The organism is Streptomyces sp. NPDC051452 (genome assembly GCF_044454765.1).
GTDB lineage: Bacteria > Actinomycetota > Actinomycetes > Streptomycetales > Streptomycetaceae > Streptomyces.
In genome coordinates, this window is the sequence record NZ_JBITEB010000001.1 from 1006497 (window position 1) to 1030565 (window position 24069).

Here is a 24069-nt window from a genome sequence, read left to right on the forward strand (position 1 = left end):
TGTGTGACTGCTGCAAGCAGCGGGCCAGCGCCGCCGAACGCCAAGCCGAGCACACCCTGCACGGGCACCAGGCAGGACCAGGTTGTGCCGGAGCGCAAGGTCGGCGGCATTTAGCTCTCCTGTCCTACGCGTCTGACGCGCCGGATCCGGTTGTCAGTGGCGGCTGCGAGGCTGAACGGATGGATCGTGATGACGAGCAGCTGCTGCGCCGCCGGGTCTACGGCGCCGACCATGACCACCCGGGCCCGCGGCGGGACCGGGGCTACGCCGAACTGGTCGGCGGCCCGCTGGACGGCCTGCTGCTCGACATCACCGGCTGGACGCGGGACGAAGTCGACGCCGGCGTCGCGCTGGCCACCGAACTGGGGCAGTTCGGCGCCGGCGGCCGGGCGATGTACGGTCCCCGCCCCGGCGACCAAACCCACTTCGACTGGGCCGGCGACGCTCCCTGACCGCCCCGGCCCGACCCGCCGGACTGGGGCTGGGTTCAGTGGGCGGGGATCGCATCCCGCCCGTAGTACGCCCCCGCCAGGCCTCCGGTCACCGCGGCGGCGGTGTCCGTGTCTCCGCCGAGGTCGATCGCCGCGCGTGTCGCTTCTTCGAAGCTGGCGGTGGTGCGCAGGGACCAGACGGCGGAGCCCAGGCATGGCCAGACGGCACCGTTGAACTCGGTTGCCTGATCGGGGTGCCAGTCGGGCGCGAGGACAGTGGCGTAACGGTCCCGGTGGTCGGGGTGGACAAGAGCCAGGATGTCCGGGAGGGCGGTGAGAGGGTCGGTGTCCTCGAACGTGACGCGGATGAGCTCATGGAAGACCGCGGTGCTTTCCCAAGCTGCGCGGTCGCCTTGGGTGAGAGCGGCGATGCGGCGGGCCGCGTCCACGGTGGCTTCTTTGCCGGCGGCTGCGAAGTGGACCGCCGCTCGCTGGTTGACCCGGAAATGGATCGCGGCGGCGAGGTCCCAGGTCATGCCGTTGGTCAGGACGTCTTCCGTCTGCAGGTCGCCGCCCACCGCTGGAAGCGGACGAAGATGTCCGGCAGATCCAGCCCGCCCCGCTCCAGCAGGGACTCCGCGACCAGGACGGCCATCTGCGTGAGGGATTCAGGCCTGGATCTCGGCGTAGGCATGCACAGGATCCTCTGCTCCCACTGCGAGGCCCCCGCATCGGGCGCGGCGGGCACCCTCGCCGTCCAGCACAGGTCTTTGACCGTCACCTGGCATGCCAGGACGTGTCCGCACTCCAGTGGTTCCTCACGTCCCACCTCGGTTGGGCGCGGGTGTACCGGACGTCGCCCGGGCGCCGACCGCGATCAGGATGCAGTCGCCGCGTCGGCGAGGGTGTCTCGCGTGCGAGGTAGTAGCCCACGGGCTTCGCCCTCGCGGCCCGGACAGCCACGTCGCCGCGCCGCGACAGCCTCCTCACGCCCAGTCGATGCCGAGCTTGGTGAGGGCGGCGTGTTGGGCATTGGTGAGGTTGTGGCGTCGGGTTTTGGCGTGGGAGACCCATAAGCCGAGCTTGACGGTCACCTCTCGGCCTCGTTCTCGACCGTGATCTGCTCGCCGGTGGTCGCGGGCACGGGCCGGGCCGCACCTCCGGAATGCCTCGTCGCCGGTGTTGCCGGACCCCTTCGCCGTGCGCGGCGCTGCGGCTACGGGGCTGGGTGCCTTGGTCTGCTGAGTGCGGAGTCGGGTGCGCGGGCGGGGCTGCATTCGACGATCTCGCGTGCGGCCCGCAGCCTACTGGGGTGATCGCCGATGAGTCTGGTGGTGATCAGGATGGCGCGGATGATGGAGACGCCTTGGTCCTTGAGGTGCTGCTGGACGCCGTCCATGTCGGTCCCTGCCGTGAGCAGGTCTCGGCATTCATCGATGTGGTCGGCGATCCGCTGCGCTTCATCGGGGGACAGGCCGCCGACGGATGCAAGGAGCTCTTCTGCGGTAGGCGTGGGCATGCCGGGATGTTCTCAAGGGATCGCTGTCAGCCCAATCCAGTTTCGCGACCCTTTGACTACTGAGCCCCAGTCGACGCTTCATTCGCGCAGGTTATCTACGCCGCGCCGACGGTTCGCGCGGCCCTGTTCCTCCTTCGCTCCCCGTACGATTCCGGGGGAGGGGTCCTGAGAGCGATCAGCCGGCACTCACCGGCAACCCCACTCGGCTACCGCTGCGACCCGCGACCGCCGAGAGCCTGCGCGTGCGCGGTCCGGACCGCGGCCCGGACCACCAGCGAGGGCCGCCTCCAGCCCTGGACCAGCGGCTAAGCGAGATCAACACCATGGGCGTAACCCGTACGCATTTGGTACGCGAAACGTACGCGTCACGCTAGGGTTGTGGGACGGGAGGTGTTCCATGTCCGAGTTGTTCGACGCGGTCGATGCGCTGGTCGCGTCCCGCTCGCCACTGCCGCCCCCGGCGGAACGCAAGCGGCTGCGCCAGGCACATGGTCTGACGCTGGACGAGGTGGCCGCCGCCCTGCAGGTGAGGCGCGCCACGGTCAGCGGTTGGGAGGCTGGTAAGACCGAGCCCCGACCGCCGGAGCGCGACGCGTATGCGCGGATGCTCACGCAGCTCGGGGAGCTTTACCCCGCTCCCACCAACCCCGCCCCCACCAACCTCGCCGCACCCGAGCGGGACACGGCAGTGCCCGAGACGTTCACCAGCGAGCCCGCCCCCGCCCCCGCTCCGGAAGTCCGGACTGCGGCCGCGGTGCCGGCCTCCAGGGCTGCGGCCATGTCCGTAACCGAGGACAACCAGACGCCTGCCCCCGTCGCCGCTGCTGCGGCGGACGCGCCGAGTCGGGCGCGCACCACCAGGACGTCGTCGACGTCGCGCCGTCCGAGCGCGCGGAAGGCCGCCCCGGCGAACCCGGCGAATACCGGGACGGGCGGTACCGACGCGCGCTTCGAGAACGGGCCGCTCGCGGTCGTCGACGTCGACGCCGACGGGAAGGTCCTCGCGTACTGCATCGGCGGCCTGGTCCTGGACGTGCCCGCCAAGAGCCTGCCGTCCCTGGTGGACTGGACGCTGCGCGAGGCGAAGCTGGGGCAGCCGAAGCTGTCCGGCCCGGGCAAGGACGCCGACCCACTGCTCGTGCTCACCGAGGCCGCGCTGGAGCGTTACGGCCTGCCGGTCGCGCTCACCGAGGAGGAGCGGCGCGCCGGGCGGATCCCGGAGGGCCACAAGGTAGTCAAGCAGCTGACCCGTGCCGACTGGCAGCTTACGAAGCGCGGGTTCGGGCCGTGGGCGCGGATCTACCGCCCCGCCAAGGGGTCGGACCGTCAGTGCGTCCAGCTGTGCGTTCCGTCGTGGAACGCGCTGGACCCCCGCCACTGGGGCCACGCCGGGCAGCTTCCGCCGGCGGAACTCGCCCGGGTGCTCGGCGCGTACGCGACCCGGGTGATGACCCCGCGCGGATCGACCGCCGTGACCGGCCTCGAGCTGATGACGGCCCTTCATCCGGCGACCCGCGCCTCCGAGCCGGACGCCGAGGGCAAGCGGCACTCCGAGCACAATCCCGGCAGCCTGGGCAAGGAGCCGGTCGACCCGGCGCCGTGCGAGGCCCCCGACGGCCATCCGCTCCTGGCGGATCTGCCGCGCTTCCACGTCCGCGGCCCGGCGGAGAAGCTGTTCGAGGAGGCGTACGACTGGGCGCGGCCGATGACGGATGCCGAGTGCACTCTGCGGCACCTGGTCGGCATCGACGTCAACATGGCCTTCGCCGCCGGCGCCAACGGCCTGGTCGTCGGCCTCGGCGCGCCGACGCACGTCAAGAGGCCCGCGTTCGACCCGAAGCTGCCGGGCTCGTGGCTGGTCGACCTCTCGCACGTCGATCTGTCCCGGGTGAAGGTCGGCAAGGATCGGGTGGAGTTGGAAGGCGGCCTGTTGCCGAGCCCGTTCACGCCGAAGGGCGACCGCCCCGAGGGGCCGGCTTGGTACGCGACGCCGACCGTCGCGTACGCCCAGGAGTTGGGCTACGAGGTACGGCCGATCGAGGCGTACGTCCGCTACGAGAACGGCCGCTATCTGGACGGCTGGTACAACCGGCTGCGCGACGCCTACCTCGCCACGATGGCCGACCTCGGCGTCGACGCCGACCTCACGCCGGCCGACTTCCTTGCGGCGATGGACGGTTACCGCAGCCGCGACCCGCAGCTGGCGATCGTCGTCTCGGCGATCAAGGCGACGGTCAAGGGCGGCCTGGGCAAGCTGCGCGAGCGTCCGCGCGGTGAAGGCTGGCGACCGGGCGAGCCGTGGCGCGCGCTGTCCCGGCCCACGTGGCGGCCGGACATTCGTGCGGCGGTCATCTCCCGCACCCGGATCAACCTCCACCGGAAGATCGTCAAGCACGCGGCGTTCACCGGGCAGTACCCGGTCGCGATCCTGTCCGACTGCGTCGTCTACGCCGTCGACGGGCCCTCGCCGCTGGACTTCCTGCCCTACCGGGACGGCAAGCCCCTGCCCGGCGGCTTCAAGCTCGGCATCAACCCCGGCCTGGTCAAGCACGAGGGGACCCAGTCCGTCCTGTGGGGCGAAGGGGTCCGCGAGCGGTTCGACGCACCGGAACTCAACCTCGCCCGCTACATCAAGGACGGCACCGTCACCGACGTCGACAACGGCGAGTAGGGGAGGGCGATGATGAGCATGTTCGGGGACGGCCTGGAAGCTGCCGTGCAAAAGGCGTTCACCCGCCCGGTGCCCAAGAGCGCGGGCGCGCGGATGCGCTACCTGGTCAAGCAGATGAAGGGCACCCGGGCGGTCGCCCAGATGCTGCGGATCTCCCAGCGCACCGTCGAGCGGTACGTGAAGGACCAGATCAAAAAGCCCCGCCCGGACCTCGCCGCGCGCCTGGAGCAGGAGGTGAAGAAGCGGTGGCAGCCGCAGATCCGGGCGAAGGCCAAGGCAAGGGCGGCGAGCACGGGCGGCATCGTCATCGACACCCGGGCCCGCATGGGCTACACCGCGCCGATCGGGTCGACGGACCAGGACCGCATCCGGCACCTGACCGTCGCCCTGCCACCCGTCTACGCCGCCCGCCTCTTCCAGGCCCAGGAGGCCGGCGCCAGCGACGCCCGGCTTCAGGAGATCGCGGCCGAGGCGCTCAAGGAGGTGTACTTCCAGGACGGCGGCCGCCGCGCCGGCAGCCTGGAGGAGGTGCGGTTCACGGACGTGGAGCACCTGGAGTTCGACCTGTAGCAGCCTCGCCCCGAAGAGGATGGCTGCTTGCGGCAGCGCCTGTGCCGTACGGCCTCCTCCAGGGGCGCGCGGACCAGACCCGGCGGAAGCGACGCGGCAGGGACCGCGGTTCGAGGCAGCCTCGGCACTCCAGGAGGTGCTGCGCACCGCCTTCGAACTGTCGCAACTACGGCTGGCGTTGGATGTCCGTACGCCCAACCTCACAACCACCGCTTCGCCGTGAACGCGCCCGTGTCCGCAGCGAGAAGGGCGTCCGCTGGGGTGGCCGACGTCAGGCAGCCACTGTCTGAAGTGCCCGTGCTCCCCGGTCACTAAGGTGGGAAACATGTCCGAGCTCTCCGTGCGGGATTTCTACGACGATCTGGCCCACGACTACCACCTGATGTTCCGGGACTGGGACGCGAGCATGGCCTACCAGGCCGAGGTACTGGGCGGGCTCCTCCGTCAATCTCTCGGCGCGGGACCGCACACCGTCCTGGACTGCTCGTGCGGAATCGGCACCCAGGCCATCGGGCTGGCCCTGGCCGGGCATCAGGTCGTCGGCAGCGACCTGAGTCCGGTCGCCGCCGCGCGCGCCGCCGCTGAGGCGGCGGCCCGGGGCAGCCGGCTTCCGGCCGCTGCGGCTGACATGCGTCAACTGCCTTTCAAGGAGACGTCATTCGACGTCGTGCTCTGCGCGGACAATTCGCTCCCGCACCTGCTCTCCGGGCAAGATCTCCGGGCGGCGCTCCTCGGCATGAGACGGGTGCTCCGAGACGACGGACTGTTGGTGATCACTGTCCGGGCCTATGACGAGACGCGCCAGACCAGGCCCACGGCCACACCTCCCCAGATCTCGGAAACACGCGACGGCCAAGTGATCACTTTCCAGCTGTGGCACTGGCATGAAGACGGCGAGCGCTACGACCTGGAGCACTTCCAGCTCATCCCCGCGGAGAACACCTGGCATGTCCGAGTCCGCCGGAGCACCTACTGGGCGCTGACGTCCCCACAGCTGACAGAGTTCGTGGCTGAAGCCGGCTTCACCGACATCACCTGGCACAGTCCGGCCTCCAGCGGGTACTACCAGCCCGTGCTCACCGCCCGCCGCGCTCCCGCAGCGCGGTAGTCCGGACATCGCTCGCCCAGCTCGTGTGTCTCGAGCGATGGGCGCCCTCTAGTCTCGTGGTCATGGGAGGAAGGCAGATCCAGGCGGAGAAGCGGGGGCCGGGGCGGCCACGCGAGGAGCGGGTCACCCGGGTGGTGCTGGAGGCGGTGCTCTCCCTTGTCACGGAGCAGGGCATGGACGCGGTCACGATGGACGCGGTGGCGGCCCGCGCCGAAGTGAGCAAGCCGGCCATCTACCGGCGCTGGCCCACCAAGCACGATCTGATCCTCGCCGCTGCGGAGAGCCGCGTCGGCCCGGTGCCCGTCGCCGACCTCGGGGACTTCCGGGCCGAACTGCACGCGCTGCTGACGGCGCGCCTGGAGGTCTACCGCCTGCCCGGCACGGACCGTCTGCTGGCCGAGCTCATGAGCGCGGCGGCCAAGGCCGGTTCCGCCCGAAGCGCGTACGCGACGTACAGCGCCCGCGTGACGGCGCAGACACGCGCCATTCTGCAGCGCGGCATCGAGCGGGGGGACGTGCGGGCCGACGCCGATGTCACGGTCGCGGCGACGCTCGTGGCGGCGCCGCTGGTGTTCCGCCTGCTGGGTGAGCAGGAGCCGCTCGACGGACGTTTTGTCGACGAGGTGGTCGACCTGGTCGCACGTGCTGTGGCGGCGCGTCCCTGACGGCGACGCCGGCCGTCCCATGTGGCGGCTTCCCTGACGGCGACCCCGACCCCGAACCGCCCCACACGGCCCTGTCGGCCACGCCGTCTGGCCCGGATTCGTGTGGCCCGGATTCGTGAGGTTCGTTGCCCCACACCCTTGCGGCCTCATGCCCCCATATCGATACTGTCGGTAACGAAATCAGTCGTTCCCCGTGTGGAGGACTGCATGGCCGGCACCGACGTCTCGACGTCCCACCCTGTTTTCGACAAGCCCCTGATCCGGTTCGGCAAGCGCATCCTGGAGCGCACGGCACCCGGCACAGCTTCCGGCGAGTACCGGATGCTGGGCATCAACCCGCTCACCCCGCACATCGGCGCCGAGATCACAGGCGTCGATCTCTCCCGGCCGATCGGCGCGGAGCTGGCCGACGAGCTCCGCCGGACACTGCTGGAATGGAAGGTGATCTTCTTCCGTGACCAGCGGGACTTCGGTCCGGAGGGCCACGCCTCGCTCGCCGGGCTCTGGGGTGAACCGGAAGCCAACCCCTTCTTCCCCAGGGGCGACAGGGCCGGCGTCTCCCGGCTGGCCAAGGACGCCATGGCCGTGGGCAACGAGAACATCTGGCACAGCGACCACTCGTTCATGGCGGCTCCGGCGCTTGGGTCGGTACTGCGTGCCGTCGAGATCCCGGCCTCCGGTGGAGACACTCTGTGGGCCGACATGGGCGCCGCCTACGACAACCTCCCCGAGGCGACGAAGCAGCGGATCGAGGGACTCACGGCCGTACACGACTGGGTGCCCACCTGGGGCGCGACGATGACCGAGGACCAGATCGCCGCGCTGCGCCAGACCCTGCCGGTGGTCGAGCACCCCGTAGTGGTCCGGCATCCCGTGACCGGGCGCCGACTGCTGTACGTCAACGAGCCGTTCACCACGCGCATCGTCGGCCTCGGTGAGAAGGAGGGCCGCGAACTGCTGCACGAACTCGTGCTGCAGGCCCGGATCCCCGAGTACCAGGTGCGCTTTCGCTGGCAGCCGGACTCCGTCGCGATCTGGGACAACATCGCGGTCCAGCATTACGCGATCAACGACTACTATCCGCAGCGCCGCGTCATGGAACGCATCGCGATCGCCGGGGTCCCGCTCTCCTGAGCACCGCGCCGGGCCGCCCTTCACCTTTCCTCCCTTGGTAACAGGTGTTACCATGGCGGTATGGCGAAGATGCAACTAGGTGCGCGCGTGGATGAGGAGGTCGCGGAACTCGCGAAGCAGCGGGCCGCTGACCTGGGGTTGAGTGTCGGCGACTACCTGGCCCGGCTGGTGCAGGACGATGCCAGCGGCTTGCGCGCCCGTGCCGTGGATGCGGCCGCCCGGTTCCTGGCCGAGCACCAGGCGGTATTCGACGACGCTGAACACGAACAGCAGACGCCCGGGGGAGCGCGCGCGGCCTGATGGAACTGCACATCGACGTTCCCTGGATTCTGAAGGTCGCTGAGGCCGCCGGCGCGGACGATCCAGCCCCCGACGATTACGGCGTTCCCGCGGCGGCGGTCGCACGACACCGAGCCGAGCTGTTCGAGCAGCCCATCTATGACGGCCCGTATGCCAAAGCCGCCGCCCTGGTGCACACGCTGGGCCGATGCCGCTGGCTGGAACGCTCCAACCTCGCTGTCGCCGCCGCTACCGGTGTGATGTACCTGGAAGCCGCCGGGATTCCCGTCAAGCCCGCCCGTGAAGACGCGATCGCGCTCAAAGACCTGCTCCTTGCCCCGGCCTGCACCGCCCGGGAGATCGCCGCTTTGCTGCGGACCTGGCCCACCGCCACCTGATACGGCGGCCTCGGTACCGCGGGCAGCCCGCCCTCCTGCGGTGGGGGAATGGGGAAGGCTGAATCAGCGTTGTCGCAGCATGGAAAATGCACCTCGCTACGGTCCTGAGGAGACTGGCTCGTCCGCCTTCTCGACCGTCCGTGCTCGCCTTGCGGCCGACCGCACCGACACCCTCGCTCGGGCGGCCGCGCTCAGCCGAGACTTCGACGGGATCGTCGCGGCGAACGCCTTGATCGCGGTAGACGACGAGCACGACCCCGAAGGGGGCACCACCGCCTTCGAGCGTGCCCACGTCGCTTCACTGATGGCGCAGGCGCGTGAACACCTGGAAGAACTGGACCGGGCACTGGAACGACTCGAACAGGGACGGTACGGGCAGTGTGAGGGCTGCGGCGGGACGATTCCGCCCGAACGCCTGGAGATCCGCCCGGCGGCGACCACGTGTGTCCGCTGCGCCGGATCCGACCCGCGCCGCGCCTGACGCCGGCGCGGTATCCGGCCGCCGGGGTGCGGATCTTCTGCCGGTCCACCCCAGGATGTGCCCCCATGGGGAGGTGGGGTGCCTCGGCTCACCGACACGCGCAAAGGAACTCCGGCTTACTCAGATCGCCGAGGCCGCCGTCCGCTGCTTCAACCGCAATGGCCTGGAACGGACTTCGACCGCCGACGTCGTACACCGCCTTGCGAACACCGACCGAGGAGAGAGCCTCATGAGCACCACGACCGCTTCGTTCGCCGGCCGCACCGTCTTCCGGATCGGCTACGGCGCGATGCAGCTCGAGCGCCTGCACGACCGCCGCGGCGAGGCCGTCGCGCTGCTGCGCCGTGCGATCGAGCTGGGCGCCGATCATGTGGACACCGCCGAGTTCTATGGCTTCGGGTTCGTCAACGACGTGATCCGCGAGGCACTGCGACCCGAGGACGACGTCCTGGTCGTCACGAAGGTCGGCGCCGACCCCAACCCGGGCGGGCGCCTGCCACTGCGTCTGGCGCAGCGGCCCGAGCAGCTGCGTGCCAGCGTCGAGGACAACCTGCGCAGCCTGGGCGTCGACCGGCTCGCTGTTGTCAACCTCCGCCGCCTGGACACCGGCCCCGGGCTGCGTCCCGAGGGCGACCAGGTCGTCGACCTCGACGATCAGCTCGCGGTGATGACCGCCCTGCGCGACGAGGGCAAGATCGGCGCTGTCGGCCTGAGCGGCATCACCCTCGACGGTCTGCGCCGCGCCCTGCCCGCCGGCGTCGTCTGCGTGCAGAACGCCTACAGTCTCTTCTCCCGCGACGACGAGGACATCCTGAAGCTGTGCACGGCCGAGGGCATCGCCTGGGTGCCGTTCTTCCCGCTCGGCGGGACGTTCCCCGGCCTGCCCAAGGTGACCGACGAGCCGGTGGTGCACGCCGTGGCCGAGTCGCTGGGCGTCACCCCCTCCCAGGTCGGCCTCGCCTGGCTGCTGCACCACGCCCCGAACGTGCTGCTCATCCCCGGCACCGCCGACGCCGCCCACCTGGAGGCCAACATCGCGGTCGGCGAGATCACCCTCGATACACCGACCCTCGCCACCCTCGATGCCGTCCAGTCCCGCTCCAGTCAAGCTCCTATCGGCTGACCGGAACCACGCGGCACGGGTCACGACCACACCCCACACGGGCAGCACAGCGTCCGGGTCGCCGAGTTCGATTCCCGTTCGGTCCGGCGCGTGCCGGTCACCCTTCTGAGGGGTGAACAGGAAGAAGCGGTATGAGCATTGCAAAGGGTGGGTAAGTCGCCGAAAACGCCGTGAGGGCACCGAGAGGGCCGAGCTGGCCACCACGATGTTCTTGCGGCCTTCGGCCGGGGCTGTGCCATCAGATAACGCAGCGACCGGCCGCCGTGACGGCACACCGAATGAAGGGAAGAGACCATGCCCGCATCGAAATTCCGGACGACGACCACCGGTATGGCCATGGCAGCGGGGCTTGTTCTCGCGGCCCTGACCGCGCCCATGGCGTCGGCAGCACCGTCCACTGGGAGCGCCAGCGGTTATGACCGCTGCGCAAGCCCCAACTTCTGCTTATTCGAGAACATCGACGGACAGGGTCGCGTTCTGGGACTCCAAGGTGAACGCAAGACGCTCCCCTCGGACTTCGACAACATCACATCGTCTCTCCGGAATCGCAATGGCCGGATCTGGTCCGTCTATACGGGAACCAACTTCACAGGGCGATGCCTGCCTGTCGCCGCCACCTACAAGGGGAACGTCACCCAATACAATTTGAACGACCAGATCAGTTCCGTGCGACCCGGGCCCTGTCCGTCCTGATCGGCGCCTCCGAGTGCCTGGCCCCAGTTCCTGGCCGGAGCCGGACCAGGCACTCAGTCTTGTCTGTGCCCGACGCCTCATCGTGTGGGCGAGGCAGCAGGCAGCCGCCGGCATCTCAGTCCTTGGAATTGGGTCGCCGTGCGTGGGCGCTTTGATCAGCATGTCGGCCATGGTGGACACTTCGCTGTACGTGGCCTTCTTGGCCGCCGCATTCGCGCTATGCATCACTCCCGGGCCCGACATGATGTTCATCGTGGCCATGGGAGGACGCGGCGGGCCGACTACGGGCCTGATGGCGGCTCTTGGGGTGGCGTTCGGTGCCCTGGTGCACGCGGGTGCCGCCGCGCTGGGTCTCTCGGCGCTCTTCATGTCACTGCCGTCGCTGTATCACGCCCTGCGCTGGATCGGCGCGGCATATCTCCTCTACCTCGCGGTTCAGGCGTTCCGTGACCGCTCCGGCCTGCGCAGCGATGAGGCCACGGCCGCCGCGAGGCCCGTCCCGGGGCGTTTGCAGACGTTCCGGCAAGGGGCCGTCACCAACATGCTCAACCCAAAAGTGATCTTTTTCAACGTGGCCTTCCTGCCTCAGTTCGTCAACCCGGGCCTTGGGCACGCGGTGGGACAACTCCTCGTCCTGGGGCTCACGTTGGTTCTCGTGGGTTTGGCCGTCGATGCCTCCATCGGTCTGCTCTCCGGCCGGCTCTCGTCGCTGTTGCGACGTAGTCGCCGAGTGGCACGCGGACTCAATATCTTCAGTGGCACGGTATTCGCCGGGCTCGCCGCTCGGCTGGCCCTCGGGTCTGACTAAGAACTCCTAACAGAATGCGTCGTCTGTAGCGTGGCTGGTTCCATCGCGGTCCGATACCAAGGTGTCCTAGAGTCGCCGCATGCGTCGAAGGACGGGACTGGCGATGGCTGGGCTTGCAGCCCTGGCCTGGGGCGAGTGGTTGAACTGGCGCTGGTCTCGAGCCCTCGTGGGGAGTAGGGGGGGCGCCTCCGCGGCCGTGGTGGTGTTGGGGTACCGAAATCCTCAAGCGACGGCGAACTTGATCAACCGATGGCGAGTCCGTGCTGGGGTCCGCTCCATCGCCGCTGACGGGGCGCAGGCGACCTGCGTGATCTTCAGCGGCGGTGCGACCAGCGGCGGCGCCACGGAGGCCCAGCTGATGGCTGACTACGCGAAGTCGGTGCTTGAGTTCGACGGCACGGTGCTCCTGGAAGACCAAAGCGCGACGACGTGGGAGAACATCACGAACGTGATCCCACTGCTTGAAGACGTGGATCGCATCAAGATCGCCTCCCAGCCAGCTCACGCGCTCAAGGCCCGTGCGTACTTGCGGCGGCAGCGCCCCGATCTTGCGGAGAGGTTGGTGCGCGCGGACGACTACCGCCCTGGTGAATGGATGGTCGTCAAACCGTTGTTGGCTCTGTACGGACTTTGGACACTCCGCGGCCTCAAGGCCGACGAGCGGAAGGTCTCGCTGTAGACAGCCGCTGTCCTCTGGCCTCACGCATGGTGGTTCTTGAGCCGGCGCCAGCAGATGATGCTGCACCCTAGAGTGAGGAGGGCATACGGCTCGGGGTTCTCAGGTGTGGAGGCGATGGCATCCGCCAGATAGTGCACGGCTGCCGCTGAGCTGCCCCCGGCAGTGCGCCATCACCCGCGCGAGACCTACTCCAGCTGCTGTCGCCCGATTCGCCATCGCCCGAGGGTATCCCTGACCTGGCCGTCTGCCAGCCGCCCCCCATGGCTCGCTGGACAAGGTCTGGGGCCGACCGACCGCAACGATCAGACGCCTGTCCATGTCCATTCGAAGATCAGTCAGGGACCACGCCGGGACGGTGACGCTCAGGGCGAGGCTCTCGTCTCCGATCGTCGATCCTCGTGACCGACCAGCTCCGCCACCGCACTCCGGTCCACCTTGCCGTTTCCGTTGAGCGGCAGCGCGGGGACCGGAACCACGCGGGCCGGGACCATGTAGGGCGGAAGCCGACGGCGCAGCGCGTCGCGGGGCTCCTCCTCGACCCGGCCTGTGCAGGCCGCCGTGAGTTCGACACTGCCGTCCGGGGTGGGCAGAGCGAGGACCACCGCCTCCCGGACTCCGGGAAGGGAGCGCAACGCCTCCTCGACCTCGCCGAGTTCGACGCGGTAGCCGTGCACCTGGACCTGGTGGTCGAGGCGCCCGACGTGGACCAGGGGGGTGCCGGGTACGAGCGGTCCATCGGGCGGGGTGGGCCCGGTGAGCTGGGCCACCCGGTCGCCGGTGCGGTACCAGTGGGCGTCCGTCAGCGCGGTGGACGGGTCGTGCGCGGTGCCGTCGGGGGCGAGGAAGCGGCCCGCGTCGTCGGCCGGGTCCAGATAGCCGGGGAAGCGCTGCGGGCCCCGGACGCAGAGTTCGCCGTCGAGGAGGCGTCCTTCCAGGCCTGGGTGCAGAGAGCCGACGGGCACCGTGCCGTTGGCGGGTGAGGGCCAGTCGGCGGGGTCGGGCGGTAGCCGGTAGGTGGTGCACGTGACGGTCAGTTCGGTGGGGCCGTAGGCGTTCTCGACCGTGCTGTGCGGGGCTGCCGCCGCCCATGCCCGGGCCTGACGCAGTGTCAGGGACTCGCCACAGAACACGGAGCGGCGCAGGGTGGGGAGGGAGCCCGGTTTGAGCGCGCGCAGACGTTCGGCGAGCGAGATCACCGACGGTACGGAGTTCCAGTGGGTCAGGGCGCGGTCGGTGGCGAACCTCACCGGGCGCAGCAGGTCCCCACGGGTCGCCGCGATCAGCGTGGCGCCGGTTCCCCAGGCCGTGTACAGGTCGAGCACGGAGGGGTCGAAGGTCAGGTCGAAGGTCTGCGAGACACGGTCGCCGGGACCGGTGTCGTGACGCGGCACGGCGTGGGCCAGATAGGCGCAGATGTTGCGGTGCCGGACGGGCACGCCCTTGGGAGTACCGGTGGAGCCCGAGGTGAAGAGCAGATAGGCGACGTCGTCAGGGTCGGCGGTGCAGGCCGGCAGGGGAGGGGGCGGAGTGGTCGCCAGGTCGGCAAGGGTGTCGCCGGTGACGGTCAGCAGGGGGGCGGGAAGCTGTTCGGCGTGGTCGCAGGTGCCGTCCGTGAGGATGGCGTCGAGGACGGCGACGGTGGCGACGGTGGTGTTCCTGGCGACGGGGAAGCCGGGGCCGAGGGGGACGACGGTGGCTCCGAGACGCTGGACGGCGAGGTAACCGGCGTAGGCGACGGCGGTACGGCCGGTGAGCAGTCCCACCCTGCGCGGTGACTCGCCGCCGCACAGATGGAGAAGTCGCGCCGCCAGGTGCTCGGAAAGGCGCGCGAGTCCGGCGTATGTCAGTCGGGTGTCACCGATCTCCAGGGCGGGCGCGCAGGGATGCTCGGCGGCCGTGCGCGCGAACCAGTCGTGCAGGGTGGGAAGGTGCTCGTGTGTCACGTGCGGCTATCGCCTTTCGCAAGTGGTGTGGAAGGGGGGCACGTTCGCGGGTGGGTGGGGTGCGTGCGCCGCCGGGGTGCGCGCGACACCGTTCACTCCTCCCGGCAGGCCTCGAAGGCACAGCTCAGCGGCGTGTGCGAGTACTCACGCAGAGAGATCCAGCGATACGGCCCCCAGCGTCCGCGGGAGGCGCCGGGCGCCACGTCGATGGCCCACGGCCGGCCCGCGAGACCGGATCCCGCGGCCTTGACGCACGCCTCCTGCGCGGTCCACACCCACGCCACCGTCTCGGCGGCCTCGGCGGGTGGCAGAGCCAGGACCCGGGGGGCATGGGAGCGCAGCAGACGGTGGGCCAGACCGGCCCCGACGGAGTCGGCAGGACGCTGGACGTCGACCCCGATGGCGCGGCCGGCGGCGAAGGCGCAGGCCAGTCGCCCCTCGCTGTGCGAGATGCTCACGCCCGCCCGGGAGAATCCCGCCAACCAGGGTTTTCCCCGCTCGTCGAGGACGACGTCAACTCCGGCCAGACGCGGGACGGTGGTGGCGAGGAGCTCGCGCAGCAGTCCTCGGCCGCGGAGGAAGCGGCCGGCCCGCCACCGCGGCAGACCTGCGGCGCGGCGAAGGTCGTCCGGGTGAGCGCTGGGCGGCGCCTCCGCGGCGGCCCTGGTCAGCACCCACACGCCGTCTTCGACCTGGATCGCCGCGTTCACGCGGGCGTGCCGCGTCCGGCCGGCTCCACCGGGAGTGGGCCGGGGTGGGCCAGCTCCGCCAGGATCTGGTCGGCGCCTTCGGCGAGGGTGTCCAGGACGACCTCGGTGGCGCCGCCGCCGATGCCGAAGAGGGCGGCCTGGGCGCGGATCTCCTGGATGCCGCCGTCGGCGAACCCGGCGGCGCCCCACAGCTGGGCGCACTCGCCCAGCACGTACGGAACGGTGGTGCCGGCCGCGGCCTTGAGCGTGGCCGCGGCCCGGGGATCGTGATGCAGGCAGACACTGGGGCCGAACCGGTCGGCCAGGGCCTTGAGTTCCTGGACCCGGACGAGACAGGCGGCGAAGCGCTGACGGATGTGCGGGAGGTCCCACAAGGTCGCGTCGCCGTGGGCTCGGTCGGCGAGGCGCCGGCGCGTCGTGGCGAGGACGCGGCGGCACAGGGCCACGCCCCACAGGGCGCCCGCCAGGCGTTCGACGGCGATGTGCCGGGCGAAGAGCGGCAGCCCCATGCCGACCCGGCCGACGAGATGGTCCCGGCCCAGCCGTACGGCGTCGAAGGTGACATGGCCGGCGCCGGAGGACGCGTAGAGGGCGGAGGGCGCGGGCCGGACCGTCACGCCGGGGGCGTCGGCGGGGACGAGGACCCAGGAGAAGCTGGTGAAGTGGCGGCCTGGGCGGTGCCGGGCGAGGACCAGGAAGGCCTCGGCCGTGGTGGTGTTGGCGATCCACTCCTTGCCGCCGGAGACGTGGACCGAGTCGTCGTCCAGGGCGGCCTCGGTGCGCAGGGCGGTGAGGTCGGTGCCGGCGGTGGTGTCGGTGGCGGCGAGGGCAAGGGTGGCCCGCCCGGTCAGGGTTCGGCGCAGGGCCCGTTCGACGACCGGCCCGGTGCCGGTGGCCAGGACGGGCAGCGCGGTGGCGAGCTGGACGCTGGCCGAGAGGGTGGCCGGAATGGACCAGCGGGCGTCGGCGGCGGCGAGAAGGCCGGCCAGGCCATGGGGGTCCACGCCGGCACGGACGTCGCCGCCCCGGTAGGCGCTGGTCAGCAGCCCGGCCGCGCCGAGGGCCGCCCAGACCTCGGCGCCGTCGGCGTTAGCGGGCAGCGCGTCGAGGCCGGGTGACGCGGTGGGAGGCGTCGGCGCCGAGTCGTCTCGCGTGCCGCTGTCCGGGCTCGGGTGGGCGCGGGCGCGGGGGGATCCGGGAGTATGGGATGGCCGTACGTCAGGCAAAGGTCACTCCGAGGTCGCGCAGCGCCAGTCGGCCGTCGGCCAGGTTCAACCGGTCGTTGTGGTAATTCAGCGAGGCCGACCTGAGGTCCCGCAGGGCCAGTTCGAGGCGGGTGGGTGAGTCCTTGAGGTAGCCGTGGCGCAGTCCGACGGCCTCCACCAGGTCGTCGACGGCGGCCAGGCACTCCTCGGAGGCGGTGACCTTCAGGGAGTTGAGGAGGAGCTGGCGTGGGGGCCGGGAGAGGTCCCCGCCGCTCTCGACGTCCGCCAGGGCCCGGTGCAGAAGGGCGTGGACGGCGTCGAGCCGGCGGCGGGCGCGGGCGAGCCGGCTCAGCAGCAGCTCGGAGGAGAGGTCGAAGCGTCCCCGGCCGGCGGGGCTGCGGAGCAGGCGCAGAACGCGTGAGAGCGCGCCGGCCGCGGTGCCGAGCCAGGCCGCCGACCAGCCGAGGTGGGCGAGGGGGCCGAAGACCTGGGCGGCGATGTCGTGGAATCGGCCGTGGCCGCCGATCACGTGGTGGCCGGGAACGCTGCCCGTCAGGTGCAGCGGCACGCTGTGGCTGGCCCGCATGCCCATCGGTTGCCAGTCACCCGAGCCCTCGATGGTGAGCTGGGCGCGGTCGGCGTAGACGAGGGAGACCTCGTGCGCGGTGGTGTCGCCGGGGGCGCCCATGGTGACGAGGAAGCCGTCGGCGTGGGCCCCACCGGTGACGATCGGCGCGAACCGGTCGAGGGTGAGGACGTCGTCGTCCTGGTCCAGCTTGGCGTCGGCGCTCAGGAGGTGACCGCCTTTGCCGGTCTCGGTGGTCACCGAGGCGAGGTAGACCTCGCCGGCGGCGACGCGGGGGAGCAGGTCCTTGCGCAGACGGTCGTCGGCGTACCGGGTGAGGGCGGCGGTCTGCTGGCAGTGCATCGCGAAGATCATGGAGACGGACATGTCGGTGCGCCCCAGCACTTGCGCCGCCGCGACCAGGTCGCGGGGCGATCCGCCGAGGCCGCCCTCGTCGGCGGGGACGAGCAGACCGAGCAGGCCCGTGCCACGCAGGGCGTCCAGGGCCTCCACGGGGAAGGCGGCGTCCCGGTCCACGCGGGCCAGGTGCGTCTCGGTCACCTCGGAGACTTCCGAGAGCCGGGCGGTGAGGTCGGGTACGGCGGTCACGCGGACGCCTCCGCCGCCCGGTCCGGCAGTTGGCGCGAGACGGCCTGCCAGAGGCTGCCGGCGGTGGCGAAGGTGGCGTCGTTCATCTCCTCGTCCGGCAGGGCGATGCCGAAGGTGTCCTCCAGCGAGAAGAGCAGCTCGATCGCCTGCATGGAGTCGACGCCGAGGCGGCGCAGGTCGGTGTCGGGTGTGATGGTGATCTCGCCGGGACCGGCCAACTTGAGGAAGGGTCGCAGGAGTTCGGTGAAGCGGGGATCCATCGGGAACGGTTCCTTTCGGGAAGTCACGCCGGGCGGGCGATGCGGCACAGGTCGTCGACCCGACGCAGGTTTTCGGGGATCAGCTCGTCGGCGTCCAGTTCGCGGCCGAGTTCGCTCTCGACCCGTTCGACTATCTCGACGAGCCGGAAGGAGCTGAAGGAGGGCAGGGAGTCGAAGGTGGCGCCGGCCAGCAGAACCTCGGAGGGGACGCCGAGGATGCCGGCGGCGACGGCGGCCACGCGACGGCGCAGCTCGGGGTCGACGGCGTCGCCGTCCGTCGCAACGGGCGCGTCGGCGAACACCTCGTGGTCGGCTGCGAGGAGTTCACCAAGGCGCTCGACCGTGCCCGGCGGTTCGGCGCGGCCCCGGCCGACGCGGCGTGCGGCCAGGTAGGTCTGCTCGACGAGCTTGTCCCACGCCGCGAGGTGGGCCCGCTCGGCGTCGCCCTCCACGGTGTGGCCGGCGACCTGCGCGCGGCGGGCGGCGTGCAGTTTGCGGGCACGGGCCAACAGCCAGGTCTCGGCGGAGAGCTGTTCCAGGGCACGGGCGCGGTCCGGCCAGGTCGCGTACGCCGTCAGGTAGGGCCCGGTCTCATAGGCTGCGACCGTCGGCGTGGCCGGGGCGGGCGGGACGGGGGCGAAGGTGATGGCCTCGGCGGAGTCGAGGCCGCGGAGAGCGGCGGGGTCGAGGACGTGGGTGCCGGGGGAGGCGGCGCCCCACCGTGTCTCGATGCGGTAGCCGTCGGTGATGTACAGGCCCTCCGGCCCCGTGACGAGCAGGAAGCTGTGCTCCATGTGGGCGTTGCCGTGGTAGGGCAGCCAAGGTAGGTGAAAGGCGTCGGCGACGACGTACAGGACACCGCCGTGCCGCACCGACTCGTCCAGCAGGGTGGTCCCGGAGAGGTGGGAGCGCCGGACCGGGTCGAGGCCGGCCTGCGGCGCGGCGCTCTTCAGCCGGTCGTCCAGAGCAGGGTCGGCGGTGGGCAGCCCGTCGGGCAGGAGACGTAGGGGCAGATCGAGGCGGGCGCCCAGGCGCAGATGCGTGCCGGCGCCGTGGAAGTGGTCGGCGAGCACGGCGAGGTTGACCTGTAGGCAGTCGAGCAGGCCGGTGCGGACACCGTCGAGCGGCAGCGGACCGGGGGCGGGGATAGCGGGCATCGGGGTCGCGGTCTCCGGGGTACGGGGGTGGTGGCGTCGGTCAGATCCACGGGGGCAGGGACGGCAGTTCGCCGGGGGCGGTCAGGGCGGTGCCGTCGGAGCGGCCGCTCAACCAGGCGAGGAGGTCGGACGGTTTGCCCGAGACGTCGGGTCCGCCGTCCCCGAACCGCGCGACCGGGGCGCCGTCGGCGTCGCGCAAGGTGAACGCCGGTACGCCGTCGGCCTGGGAGTAGTAGCCGAGGACGTCGTCCAGGATGATGTCGCGGACGCCCGGCGGGATGTCGGCGATCTCGTGGCCGAGGTCCAGGTCGACCAGGTGGAGGGCGAGTTCGCGCAGTCGGATCACGAGGATGCGGCGCGGGGTGCACACCTCGCCCGTGAACGGGCGGATCGTGGCGTCCCAGGCCTTCTCGGGCAGCGACTCGACCGTGGCCTGCCAGTGGGTGGCGCTGTCCCTCACCCGGGAGACGAGGGCGGCGGCGGGAAGGCGGCTGCCGCTCTCGATCTCGGCGTCCCGGGCCGCGCGGCTCGCGTACTGCGGGGTCTCGACGCCGGTCCGGGCCCAGGTCAGCAGACGTTCCAGGGCCGGGGCCTGGGCGGCGAGATGGCTCAGGACGTGGCCGCGCGTCCAGCCGGGCAGGCGCGAGGGGGCGGCGGCGCCGGCATCGGTGAGCCCGTCGATCGCGGCCAGCAACCGGTCGGCCGCGGCGGCGAGTTCGTGGAACGACATGGCGTCGGGCGCGATCTCCTTCATCGTGCCTCCTCCAGGTGGGGGTGAGCGGAGGCCGGACGGCCGGTGAGACGGGCGAAACCGGCGCCTATCCGGGCCAGTTGGCCGGAGATGTGCGGCAGGCGGACGGGGTCGTCCGCGCAGAGCGCCTCCTCCTGCCCCTTCTCGTCGCCGTACAGGAGGCTGGTGGCGGCCTTGAAGCGCAAGGCGCCGGGATCGTCGCCCAGGAGATGGCCGCCCAGGACCACGACGCCGGACTCGTCCAGGAGTCTGCGGGCCAGCGAGGCGGAGTCGGTGACGCCCCGTGCCGTCAACTCGGCCCGCACCGGCTCGAAGTCGGGGTAGACGTAGAAGGCGCCGGTCGGTGGGCGACAGCGGGCGCCGGCGTCGACGGCGATGCGGTGCACGGCGCGGGCCACGGCGCCGTGCAGCCGGGCCGCGGCGCGCAGCCGCTCCACGATCTCCGGGGGCTCGGCGAAGGCGTATTCGGCGACGTGCTGCATGGGCCCCGCCAGCGTCGACCACAGCTCGCTGGCGGCGGCGAGGACCCCGTCCCGCAGACGCCCGCCCGTCGTTGCGGCGGGGAAGCGGGCCGCGCCGATCCGCCAGCCGCCCAGGCCGAGGTTCTTGGACAGGCCGGTGGTGACGACGGTGCGCTCGGGGGCGACCTCGGCGGGGCTGAGGAAGCCGGTCGCCGAGGGGTCGTGGACGACGTCCCGGTAGATCTCGTCGGAGACGATCACCAGGTCCTCGGCCCGTGCGAGGTCGCACACCTCACGGACGAGGGAGGCCGGGGCCAGGGTGCCGGTGGGGTTGTCCGGCAAGGTGACGACGAGCAGCTGCGGGTCGCGGCCGGCGGCGCGAGCACGGGTGATCGCGGTGCGCAGTGCGCCGGGGTCGGGCACGCCGCCGCACTCGTCGGGCACGGGCACGCCGATCGTCCGCTTGCCCGCGTAGGCGGCCTGCGGGGCGTAGGTGTTCCAGGCGGGCCGGGGGAGCAGCACATCGCCGGGTACGGCGAGTTGCAGTGCCATCAGCAGGGGCTTGCTGCCGGGAGCTACGACGATCTGGCCGGGGTCCGTGGGCAGGCCGCGCCGGGCGAAGTACCCGGCGACCGCCGCCCGGACGCCCGCGCCGCCGGCGACCGGACCGTAGGCGGCGCGGGACGCGCCCTTCGCCAGCTGCTCGGCGAGCTGCGGCAGCAGGGGCAGCCGTGCCTCCCCGAACGCCAGGTGCACCAACGTCTCGCCCGCGGCCCGCCGCTCGGCGACGAGTTGGTTCAGGGCGAGGTTCGCGGAGGGGGGCGGTGGCGCGGCGGTGGTCATGCCGGACTCCTTTCGGCGAGCGTGTCGCCGCGGACGGCGGCGGCGATGTCGGCCGGGGTCGCCGGATCCGGTTCCAGCTCGTCCAGCCAGGCGGCCTCGGACGAGAAGAGGGCCCTGAAGGGGCGGCCGACCAGTGCGGGGTCGCGGGCCTGGAGCATCCGCAGCCGGAAGAAGGAGCCCTGGGGGGTGTCCTCGACGCCGTCGACGACGACCTTGCCGGGCGTGGCCGACATGACCGGGCCGCGCACGGTGCGGGCCAGGCCGGGAAGGGTGCGGTAGGCGGCCTGGAAGATGTCCGCCGCGCGGGCCAGCGGCACCTTGAAGTACTCGTGCGGTCCGGTGTCCCGCTCCACGAACAGGTAGTACGGCACCGCGCCGGCCGCCAGCTCGGCCCGCCACAGCGCGGCCCACGTCTCCGCGTCGTCGTTGACGTGGGCGATCAAGGGGGCCTGGCAGTAGACGACGGCACCGGTGGCACGGATGCGGGCCAGGGCCCGCCGGGCCAGGGAGGTCTCCAGTTCGCGCGGATGGCTGAAGTGGGCCATCACCGCGAGCTGTTTGCCGGCGGCCACCACCTCCTCGAACAGGCGCAGCACGTCGTCGGCGTCGGTGTCCGTGGTGAAGCGCTGTGGCCAGTACGCCACCGACTTGGTGCCGATCCGGATGGTGTCGACCGACTCCACGGCCAGGAGCGGCGTCAGGTGCCGGCGCAGCCGCTCGGTGGTCATCACCATGGGGTCGCCGCCGGTGACCAGGACGTCGCTGACCTCGGGGTGTGCGCCGAGGTAGGCGAGCAGGCCGCCGGGGTCCGGGACGGCGAAGCGCAGGTCCGCGTCGCCGATGAACTGGGCCCAGCGGAAGCAGTAGGTGCAGTACGCGTGGCAGGTCTGCCCCTGGGCGGGGAAGTACAGGACCGTCTCGCCGTACTTGTGCTGCAGACCGGGCACTTCGACGCCGTTCAGGTGCGGCACGTTGTACCGCCGCTGGCCCGACGGGTGGGGGTTGAGGCCGGCGCGGATGTCCGCGATCGCCTCCCGCAGCAGGAGCTTGTCACCGGGGTCGGCGGAAAGTTTGCCCAGGAGTTCCTCGTCGGCGAGGGGGAGCATGCCGCGCTGGGGGAAGGTGAGCTGGAACATCGGGTCGTCGGGTACGCGGTCCCAGTCGACGAGTTCGTTCAGGACGTATTCGTTGACCCGGAACGGCAGGACGAGGGAGATGCGGCGTACGGTCTCGCGGATCTCCTCGGGCAGGCGGTGACGGGCGGCGATGTCGTCGAGCTGGCGCGGGCCGTAGGCACGGAACCGCTCGGGGGCCGTCGGGCCGGCCGCCATCAGCGACCCCTTCCCGCCGAGGCCTTCTTGCGGTACAGCTCGTCGCCGAGGACGAGGAAGTCGAGGTCCATGGAGCGGAACGCGGCCAGCGCGTCGGCGGCGGTGTCGACGACCGGTTCGCCCTTGTCGTTGAAGGAGGTGTTGAGCAGCACCGGGGGCGCTCCCTGGGCGGCGAGGGCGTCCAGGACCGCGCCGACGACCGGGGCCTCGTCGCCGAGCAGGACCTGGGGGCGGGTGGTGCCGTCGACATGGACGACGCCGGGAGCGACCTGACGGCCCAGGTCGGTGACGCGTGCGGCGCCGAGCATGTAGCGGCTGAGGTGTTCCTGCTGCTCCCACAACAGGGCCCCGTAGTCGGCGCGGGTCACCCCGGCGAAGGGCCGCCACTGTTCTCGGTTCTTCACCGCGTTGACCCGGGTGTTGACGTCCGCGGTGTCGGGCACGGCGATGATGGAGCGTCGGCACAAGGCCCGTGGCCCGACCTCGGCACGGCCTTGGGCGACCGCGCCGATCTGCCCCGCCAGGAGCAGGCCGGTCAGCTCGTCGGTGTCGAGCGCGCTACGCACCAGGTCACCGGTGTCGTCCACGGGCAGACCGCCGGTGAGGACGTCGACGCCCAGATAGGGAGTGAGCGGTTCGGTGCGGGGGCCGGGCGGGCGCACGCTCCAGGCGGCACCCAGGGCCACGCCGGCGTCGTGCGGGACCGGGGGCACGTAGAGGGGGCCCGGCAGGGTGCCGTTGGTGGAGCAGTTGAGGGCGACACCGCCGCTCAGGCACAGGTCCTCGACGCCGGCGGCCTTGCGGGCCTGGGAGGCGAGGTGGGTGACGGTCTCCTCCACCAGGCGCTGTGCGGTGTAGGCGACCAGCACCGCGCGGGAGTCGTCGGCGAGGCGCTCCTCGGGCGCGCCGGGCCCGTCGGCGCCGGCGATCCGGCTGTAGAGGCCCCGCCAGCGGGCGACGACCTTCTCGTACTGCTCCTTGATCTCCTCGGAGTCGGCTCGTCCCGCCCGTTCGGGCAGGGGGGCCAGGACCAGCCGGAAGTCGTCGCCGTCGAAGGAGACGAGGGGCTCGGGGCTGAGGCCGCCGGCGCGTCCGTAGGCGGCCAGGCCCATGGTCTTGCCGGCGTTGAGGAAGGAGAAGCCGAGCCACGTGGAGGCGGCGTCGTACGCGTAGCCCAGGGAGGCGGTCCGCTGCCAGCTGCGTTCCAGCCGCGGTTCGCGGCCGTCCTCGTACGTCCAGATGCTGGAGGACTCGTTCTCCCCGTGCCCGTCGACGACCAGGACCCCGGCCTTCCTGAACGGGGAGGCGTAGAACGAGGAGGCGGCGTGCGCCTGGTGGTGGCCGATCCGCACCACCTCGGGGAGCCGGTCGCCGAAGTCCAGGCCGACGGCGTAGGCGAGGAACGAGGCGTCGTCGGCGAACCGGCCGGGATACAGCTGCTCGTCGTCCCAGCCGACGGCGACCACGTCGATGTCGGCGGCGGTGATGCCCGCCTGCTCCAGGCAGAAGCGGGCGGCGCCGCGCGGCTTGCGGTACAGGGAGTGACGGCGGCGGTTGCGCCGCTCCTCCTCACAGAAGGCGACGACCCGGCCCTCGCCGTCGACGAGACAGGCGGCGGTGTCGTGGTGGCCGGCCGGCGGCGCGTTGACGCCCAGGATCCACATACGGTGTTCTC

24 protein-coding genes and 1 pseudogene are annotated in these 24069 nt (G+C 71.4%); 13 read left to right on the forward strand and 12 right to left on the reverse strand.

Features of this window, described 5'->3' with window-relative positions; all coding sequences use genetic code 11:
• Positions 1-179 precede the first annotated feature (179 nt).
• On the forward strand, positions 180-452 hold the full coding sequence (locus ACIBA9_RS04175; protein ID WP_399359764.1) for a hypothetical protein: 273 nt from the start codon (positions 180-182) through the stop codon (positions 450-452).
• Positions 453-493: 41 nt separating this feature from the next.
• On the opposite strand, the pseudogene ACIBA9_RS04180 reads toward ACIBA9_RS04175, so the two are convergent.
• A pseudogene (locus ACIBA9_RS04180) lies at positions 494-1125 on the reverse strand (ADP-ribosylglycohydrolase family protein); the annotation flags it as partial.
• Between the two features lie 522 nt (positions 1126-1647).
• Positions 1648-1950 (reverse strand): hypothetical protein, encoded by a 303-nt coding sequence (locus tag ACIBA9_RS04185; RefSeq protein ID WP_399359765.1) that lies wholly within the window; start codon positions 1948-1950, stop codon positions 1648-1650.
• Positions 1951-2347: 397 nt separating this feature from the next.
• Between ACIBA9_RS04185 and tap the strand changes: the two genes are divergently transcribed.
• The 12 genes from tap to ACIBA9_RS04245 all read left to right on the forward strand — a co-directional run bounded on the left by tap (position 2348) and on the right by ACIBA9_RS04245 (position 12559).
• A complete protein-coding gene (tap, locus tag ACIBA9_RS04190) occupies positions 2348-4621 on the forward strand; it encodes a telomere-associated protein Tap (RefSeq protein WP_399359766.1) in 2274 nt (757 codons plus the stop codon).
• A gap of 12 nt (positions 4622-4633) precedes the next feature.
• Positions 4634-5191, forward strand: coding sequence for a telomere-protecting terminal protein Tpg (gene tpg / locus ACIBA9_RS04195; RefSeq protein ID WP_399360012.1), 558 nt, complete (start codon positions 4634-4636; stop codon positions 5189-5191).
• Between the two features lie 325 nt (positions 5192-5516).
• Positions 5517-6299 carry a class I SAM-dependent methyltransferase gene (locus ACIBA9_RS04200; protein ID WP_399359767.1) on the forward strand — a complete coding sequence of 261 codons (783 nt, stop codon included), beginning with the start codon at positions 5517-5519 and terminating at the stop codon, positions 6297-6299.
• A 62-nt stretch (positions 6300-6361) separates the two neighbouring features.
• On the forward strand, positions 6362-6964 hold the full coding sequence (locus ACIBA9_RS04205) for a TetR/AcrR family transcriptional regulator (RefSeq protein ID WP_399359768.1): 603 nt from the start codon (positions 6362-6364) through the stop codon (positions 6962-6964).
• Between the two features lie 207 nt (positions 6965-7171).
• Positions 7172-8098, forward strand: coding sequence for a TauD/TfdA dioxygenase family protein (locus ACIBA9_RS04210; RefSeq protein WP_399359769.1), 927 nt, complete (start codon positions 7172-7174; stop codon positions 8096-8098).
• Between the two features lie 60 nt (positions 8099-8158).
• On the forward strand, positions 8159-8398 hold the full coding sequence (locus ACIBA9_RS04215) for a hypothetical protein (RefSeq protein ID WP_393901342.1): 240 nt from the start codon (positions 8159-8161) through the stop codon (positions 8396-8398).
• The gene (locus ACIBA9_RS04220) at positions 8398-8775 is read left to right on the forward strand and encodes a fic family toxin-antitoxin system, toxin component (protein ID WP_399359770.1); all 378 of its coding nucleotides are present in this window, start codon (positions 8398-8400) and stop codon (positions 8773-8775) included. The genes ACIBA9_RS04215 and ACIBA9_RS04220 overlap by 1 nt, the downstream gene beginning before the upstream one ends.
• A 79-nt stretch (positions 8776-8854) precedes the next feature.
• On the forward strand, positions 8855-9256 hold the full coding sequence (locus ACIBA9_RS04225) for a TraR/DksA family transcriptional regulator (protein ID WP_399359771.1): 402 nt from the start codon (positions 8855-8857) through the stop codon (positions 9254-9256).
• Between the two features lie 229 nt (positions 9257-9485).
• Positions 9486-10379, forward strand: coding sequence for an aldo/keto reductase (locus tag ACIBA9_RS04230; protein ID WP_399359772.1), 894 nt, complete (start codon positions 9486-9488; stop codon positions 10377-10379).
• Positions 10380-10673: 294 nt separating this feature from the next.
• Positions 10674-11072 (forward strand): peptidase inhibitor family I36 protein, encoded by a 399-nt coding sequence (locus ACIBA9_RS04235; protein WP_399359773.1) that lies wholly within the window; start codon positions 10674-10676, stop codon positions 11070-11072.
• 169 nt (positions 11073-11241) lie between these two features.
• Positions 11242-11880 carry a LysE family translocator gene (locus ACIBA9_RS04240; protein WP_399359774.1) on the forward strand — a complete coding sequence of 213 codons (639 nt, stop codon included), beginning with the start codon at positions 11242-11244 and terminating at the stop codon, positions 11878-11880.
• A 79-nt stretch (positions 11881-11959) separates the two neighbouring features.
• Complete coding sequence (locus tag ACIBA9_RS04245) at positions 11960-12559, forward strand: YdcF family protein (RefSeq protein ID WP_399359775.1); 600 nt, start codon at positions 11960-11962, stop codon at positions 12557-12559.
• A gap of 362 nt (positions 12560-12921) precedes the next feature.
• Here ACIBA9_RS04245 and ACIBA9_RS04250 read toward each other — a convergent pair whose 3' ends face one another.
• The 10 genes from ACIBA9_RS04250 to ACIBA9_RS04295 all read right to left on the reverse strand — a co-directional run bounded on the left by ACIBA9_RS04250 (position 12922) and on the right by ACIBA9_RS04295 (position 24058).
• Positions 12922-14502: an AMP-binding protein gene (locus ACIBA9_RS04250; RefSeq protein WP_399359776.1), complete on the reverse strand. Its 1581-nt coding sequence runs from the start codon at positions 14500-14502 to the stop codon at positions 12922-12924.
• Between the two features lie 92 nt (positions 14503-14594).
• The gene (locus tag ACIBA9_RS04255; protein ID WP_399359777.1) at positions 14595-15212 is read right to left on the reverse strand and encodes a 4'-phosphopantetheinyl transferase family protein; all 618 of its coding nucleotides are present in this window, start codon (positions 15210-15212) and stop codon (positions 14595-14597) included.
• Positions 15209-16438: an acyl-CoA dehydrogenase gene (locus ACIBA9_RS04260; RefSeq protein WP_399359778.1), complete on the reverse strand. Its 1230-nt coding sequence runs from the start codon at positions 16436-16438 to the stop codon at positions 15209-15211. The genes ACIBA9_RS04255 and ACIBA9_RS04260 overlap by 4 nt, the downstream gene beginning before the upstream one ends.
• Positions 16431-17591 carry an acyl-CoA dehydrogenase family protein gene (locus ACIBA9_RS04265; RefSeq protein WP_399359779.1) on the reverse strand — a complete coding sequence of 387 codons (1161 nt, stop codon included), beginning with the start codon at positions 17589-17591 and terminating at the stop codon, positions 16431-16433. The genes ACIBA9_RS04260 and ACIBA9_RS04265 overlap by 8 nt, the downstream gene beginning before the upstream one ends.
• The gene (locus ACIBA9_RS04270) at positions 17588-17851 is read right to left on the reverse strand and encodes a phosphopantetheine-binding protein (RefSeq protein ID WP_393901351.1); all 264 of its coding nucleotides are present in this window, start codon (positions 17849-17851) and stop codon (positions 17588-17590) included. The genes ACIBA9_RS04265 and ACIBA9_RS04270 overlap by 4 nt, the downstream gene beginning before the upstream one ends.
• Positions 17852-17874: 23 nt before the next feature.
• The gene (locus ACIBA9_RS04275; protein WP_399359780.1) at positions 17875-19008 is read right to left on the reverse strand and encodes an acyl carrier protein; all 1134 of its coding nucleotides are present in this window, start codon (positions 19006-19008) and stop codon (positions 17875-17877) included.
• 40 nt (positions 19009-19048) lie between these two features.
• Complete coding sequence (locus ACIBA9_RS04280; protein WP_399359781.1) at positions 19049-19762, reverse strand: maleylpyruvate isomerase family mycothiol-dependent enzyme; 714 nt, start codon at positions 19760-19762, stop codon at positions 19049-19051.
• On the reverse strand, positions 19759-21063 hold the full coding sequence (locus tag ACIBA9_RS04285; protein ID WP_399359782.1) for a pyridoxal phosphate-dependent aminotransferase: 1305 nt from the start codon (positions 21061-21063) through the stop codon (positions 19759-19761). Before ACIBA9_RS04285 ends, ACIBA9_RS04280 begins: the two co-directional genes overlap by 4 nt.
• Positions 21060-22394, reverse strand: coding sequence for a KamA family radical SAM protein (locus tag ACIBA9_RS04290; RefSeq protein WP_399359783.1), 1335 nt, complete (start codon positions 22392-22394; stop codon positions 21060-21062). Before ACIBA9_RS04290 ends, ACIBA9_RS04285 begins: the two co-directional genes overlap by 4 nt.
• Positions 22394-24058, reverse strand: coding sequence for a carbamoyltransferase C-terminal domain-containing protein (locus ACIBA9_RS04295; RefSeq protein ID WP_399359784.1), 1665 nt, complete (start codon positions 24056-24058; stop codon positions 22394-22396). The genes ACIBA9_RS04290 and ACIBA9_RS04295 overlap by 1 nt, the downstream gene beginning before the upstream one ends.
• Between the last annotated feature and the right edge of the window lie 11 nt (positions 24059-24069).

Coding starts and splice junctions, on each gene's coding strand:
- ACIBA9_RS04215 (WP_393901342.1), top strand. CDS start 8,159: ATGGCGAAGATGCAACTAGGTGCGCGCGTGGATGAGGAGGTCGCGGAA.
- ACIBA9_RS04225 (WP_399359771.1), top strand. CDS start 8,855: ATGGAAAATGCACCTCGCTACGGTCCTGAGGAGACTGGCTCGTCCGCC.
- ACIBA9_RS04290 (WP_399359783.1), bottom strand. CDS start 22,394: ATGGCGGCCGGCCCGACGGCCCCCGAGCGGTTCCGTGCCTACGGCCCG.
- ACIBA9_RS04270 (WP_393901351.1), bottom strand. CDS start 17,851: ATGGATCCCCGCTTCACCGAACTCCTGCGACCCTTCCTCAAGTTGGCC.
- ACIBA9_RS04285 (WP_399359782.1), bottom strand. CDS start 21,063: ATGACCACCGCCGCGCCACCGCCCCCCTCCGCGAACCTCGCCCTGAAC.
- ACIBA9_RS04200 (WP_399359767.1), top strand. CDS start 5,517: ATGTCCGAGCTCTCCGTGCGGGATTTCTACGACGATCTGGCCCACGAC.
- ACIBA9_RS04210 (WP_399359769.1), top strand. CDS start 7,172: ATGGCCGGCACCGACGTCTCGACGTCCCACCCTGTTTTCGACAAGCCC.
- ACIBA9_RS04240 (WP_399359774.1), top strand. CDS start 11,242: ATGGTGGACACTTCGCTGTACGTGGCCTTCTTGGCCGCCGCATTCGCG.
- ACIBA9_RS04230 (WP_399359772.1), top strand. CDS start 9,486: ATGAGCACCACGACCGCTTCGTTCGCCGGCCGCACCGTCTTCCGGATC.
- tpg (WP_399360012.1), top strand. CDS start 4,634: ATGAGCATGTTCGGGGACGGCCTGGAAGCTGCCGTGCAAAAGGCGTTC.
- ACIBA9_RS04275 (WP_399359780.1), bottom strand. CDS start 19,008: ATGCCCGCTATCCCCGCCCCCGGTCCGCTGCCGCTCGACGGTGTCCGC.
- ACIBA9_RS04280 (WP_399359781.1), bottom strand. CDS start 19,762: ATGAAGGAGATCGCGCCCGACGCCATGTCGTTCCACGAACTCGCCGCC.
- tap (WP_399359766.1), top strand. CDS start 2,348: ATGTCCGAGTTGTTCGACGCGGTCGATGCGCTGGTCGCGTCCCGCTCG.
- ACIBA9_RS04175 (WP_399359764.1), top strand. CDS start 180: ATGGATCGTGATGACGAGCAGCTGCTGCGCCGCCGGGTCTACGGCGCC.
- ACIBA9_RS04295 (WP_399359784.1), bottom strand. CDS start 24,058: ATGTGGATCCTGGGCGTCAACGCGCCGCCGGCCGGCCACCACGACACC.
- ACIBA9_RS04245 (WP_399359775.1), top strand. CDS start 11,960: ATGCGTCGAAGGACGGGACTGGCGATGGCTGGGCTTGCAGCCCTGGCC.
- ACIBA9_RS04185 (WP_399359765.1), bottom strand. CDS start 1,950: ATGCCCACGCCTACCGCAGAAGAGCTCCTTGCATCCGTCGGCGGCCTG.
- ACIBA9_RS04205 (WP_399359768.1), top strand. CDS start 6,362: ATGGGAGGAAGGCAGATCCAGGCGGAGAAGCGGGGGCCGGGGCGGCCA.
- ACIBA9_RS04235 (WP_399359773.1), top strand. CDS start 10,674: ATGCCCGCATCGAAATTCCGGACGACGACCACCGGTATGGCCATGGCA.
- ACIBA9_RS04220 (WP_399359770.1), top strand. CDS start 8,398: ATGGAACTGCACATCGACGTTCCCTGGATTCTGAAGGTCGCTGAGGCC.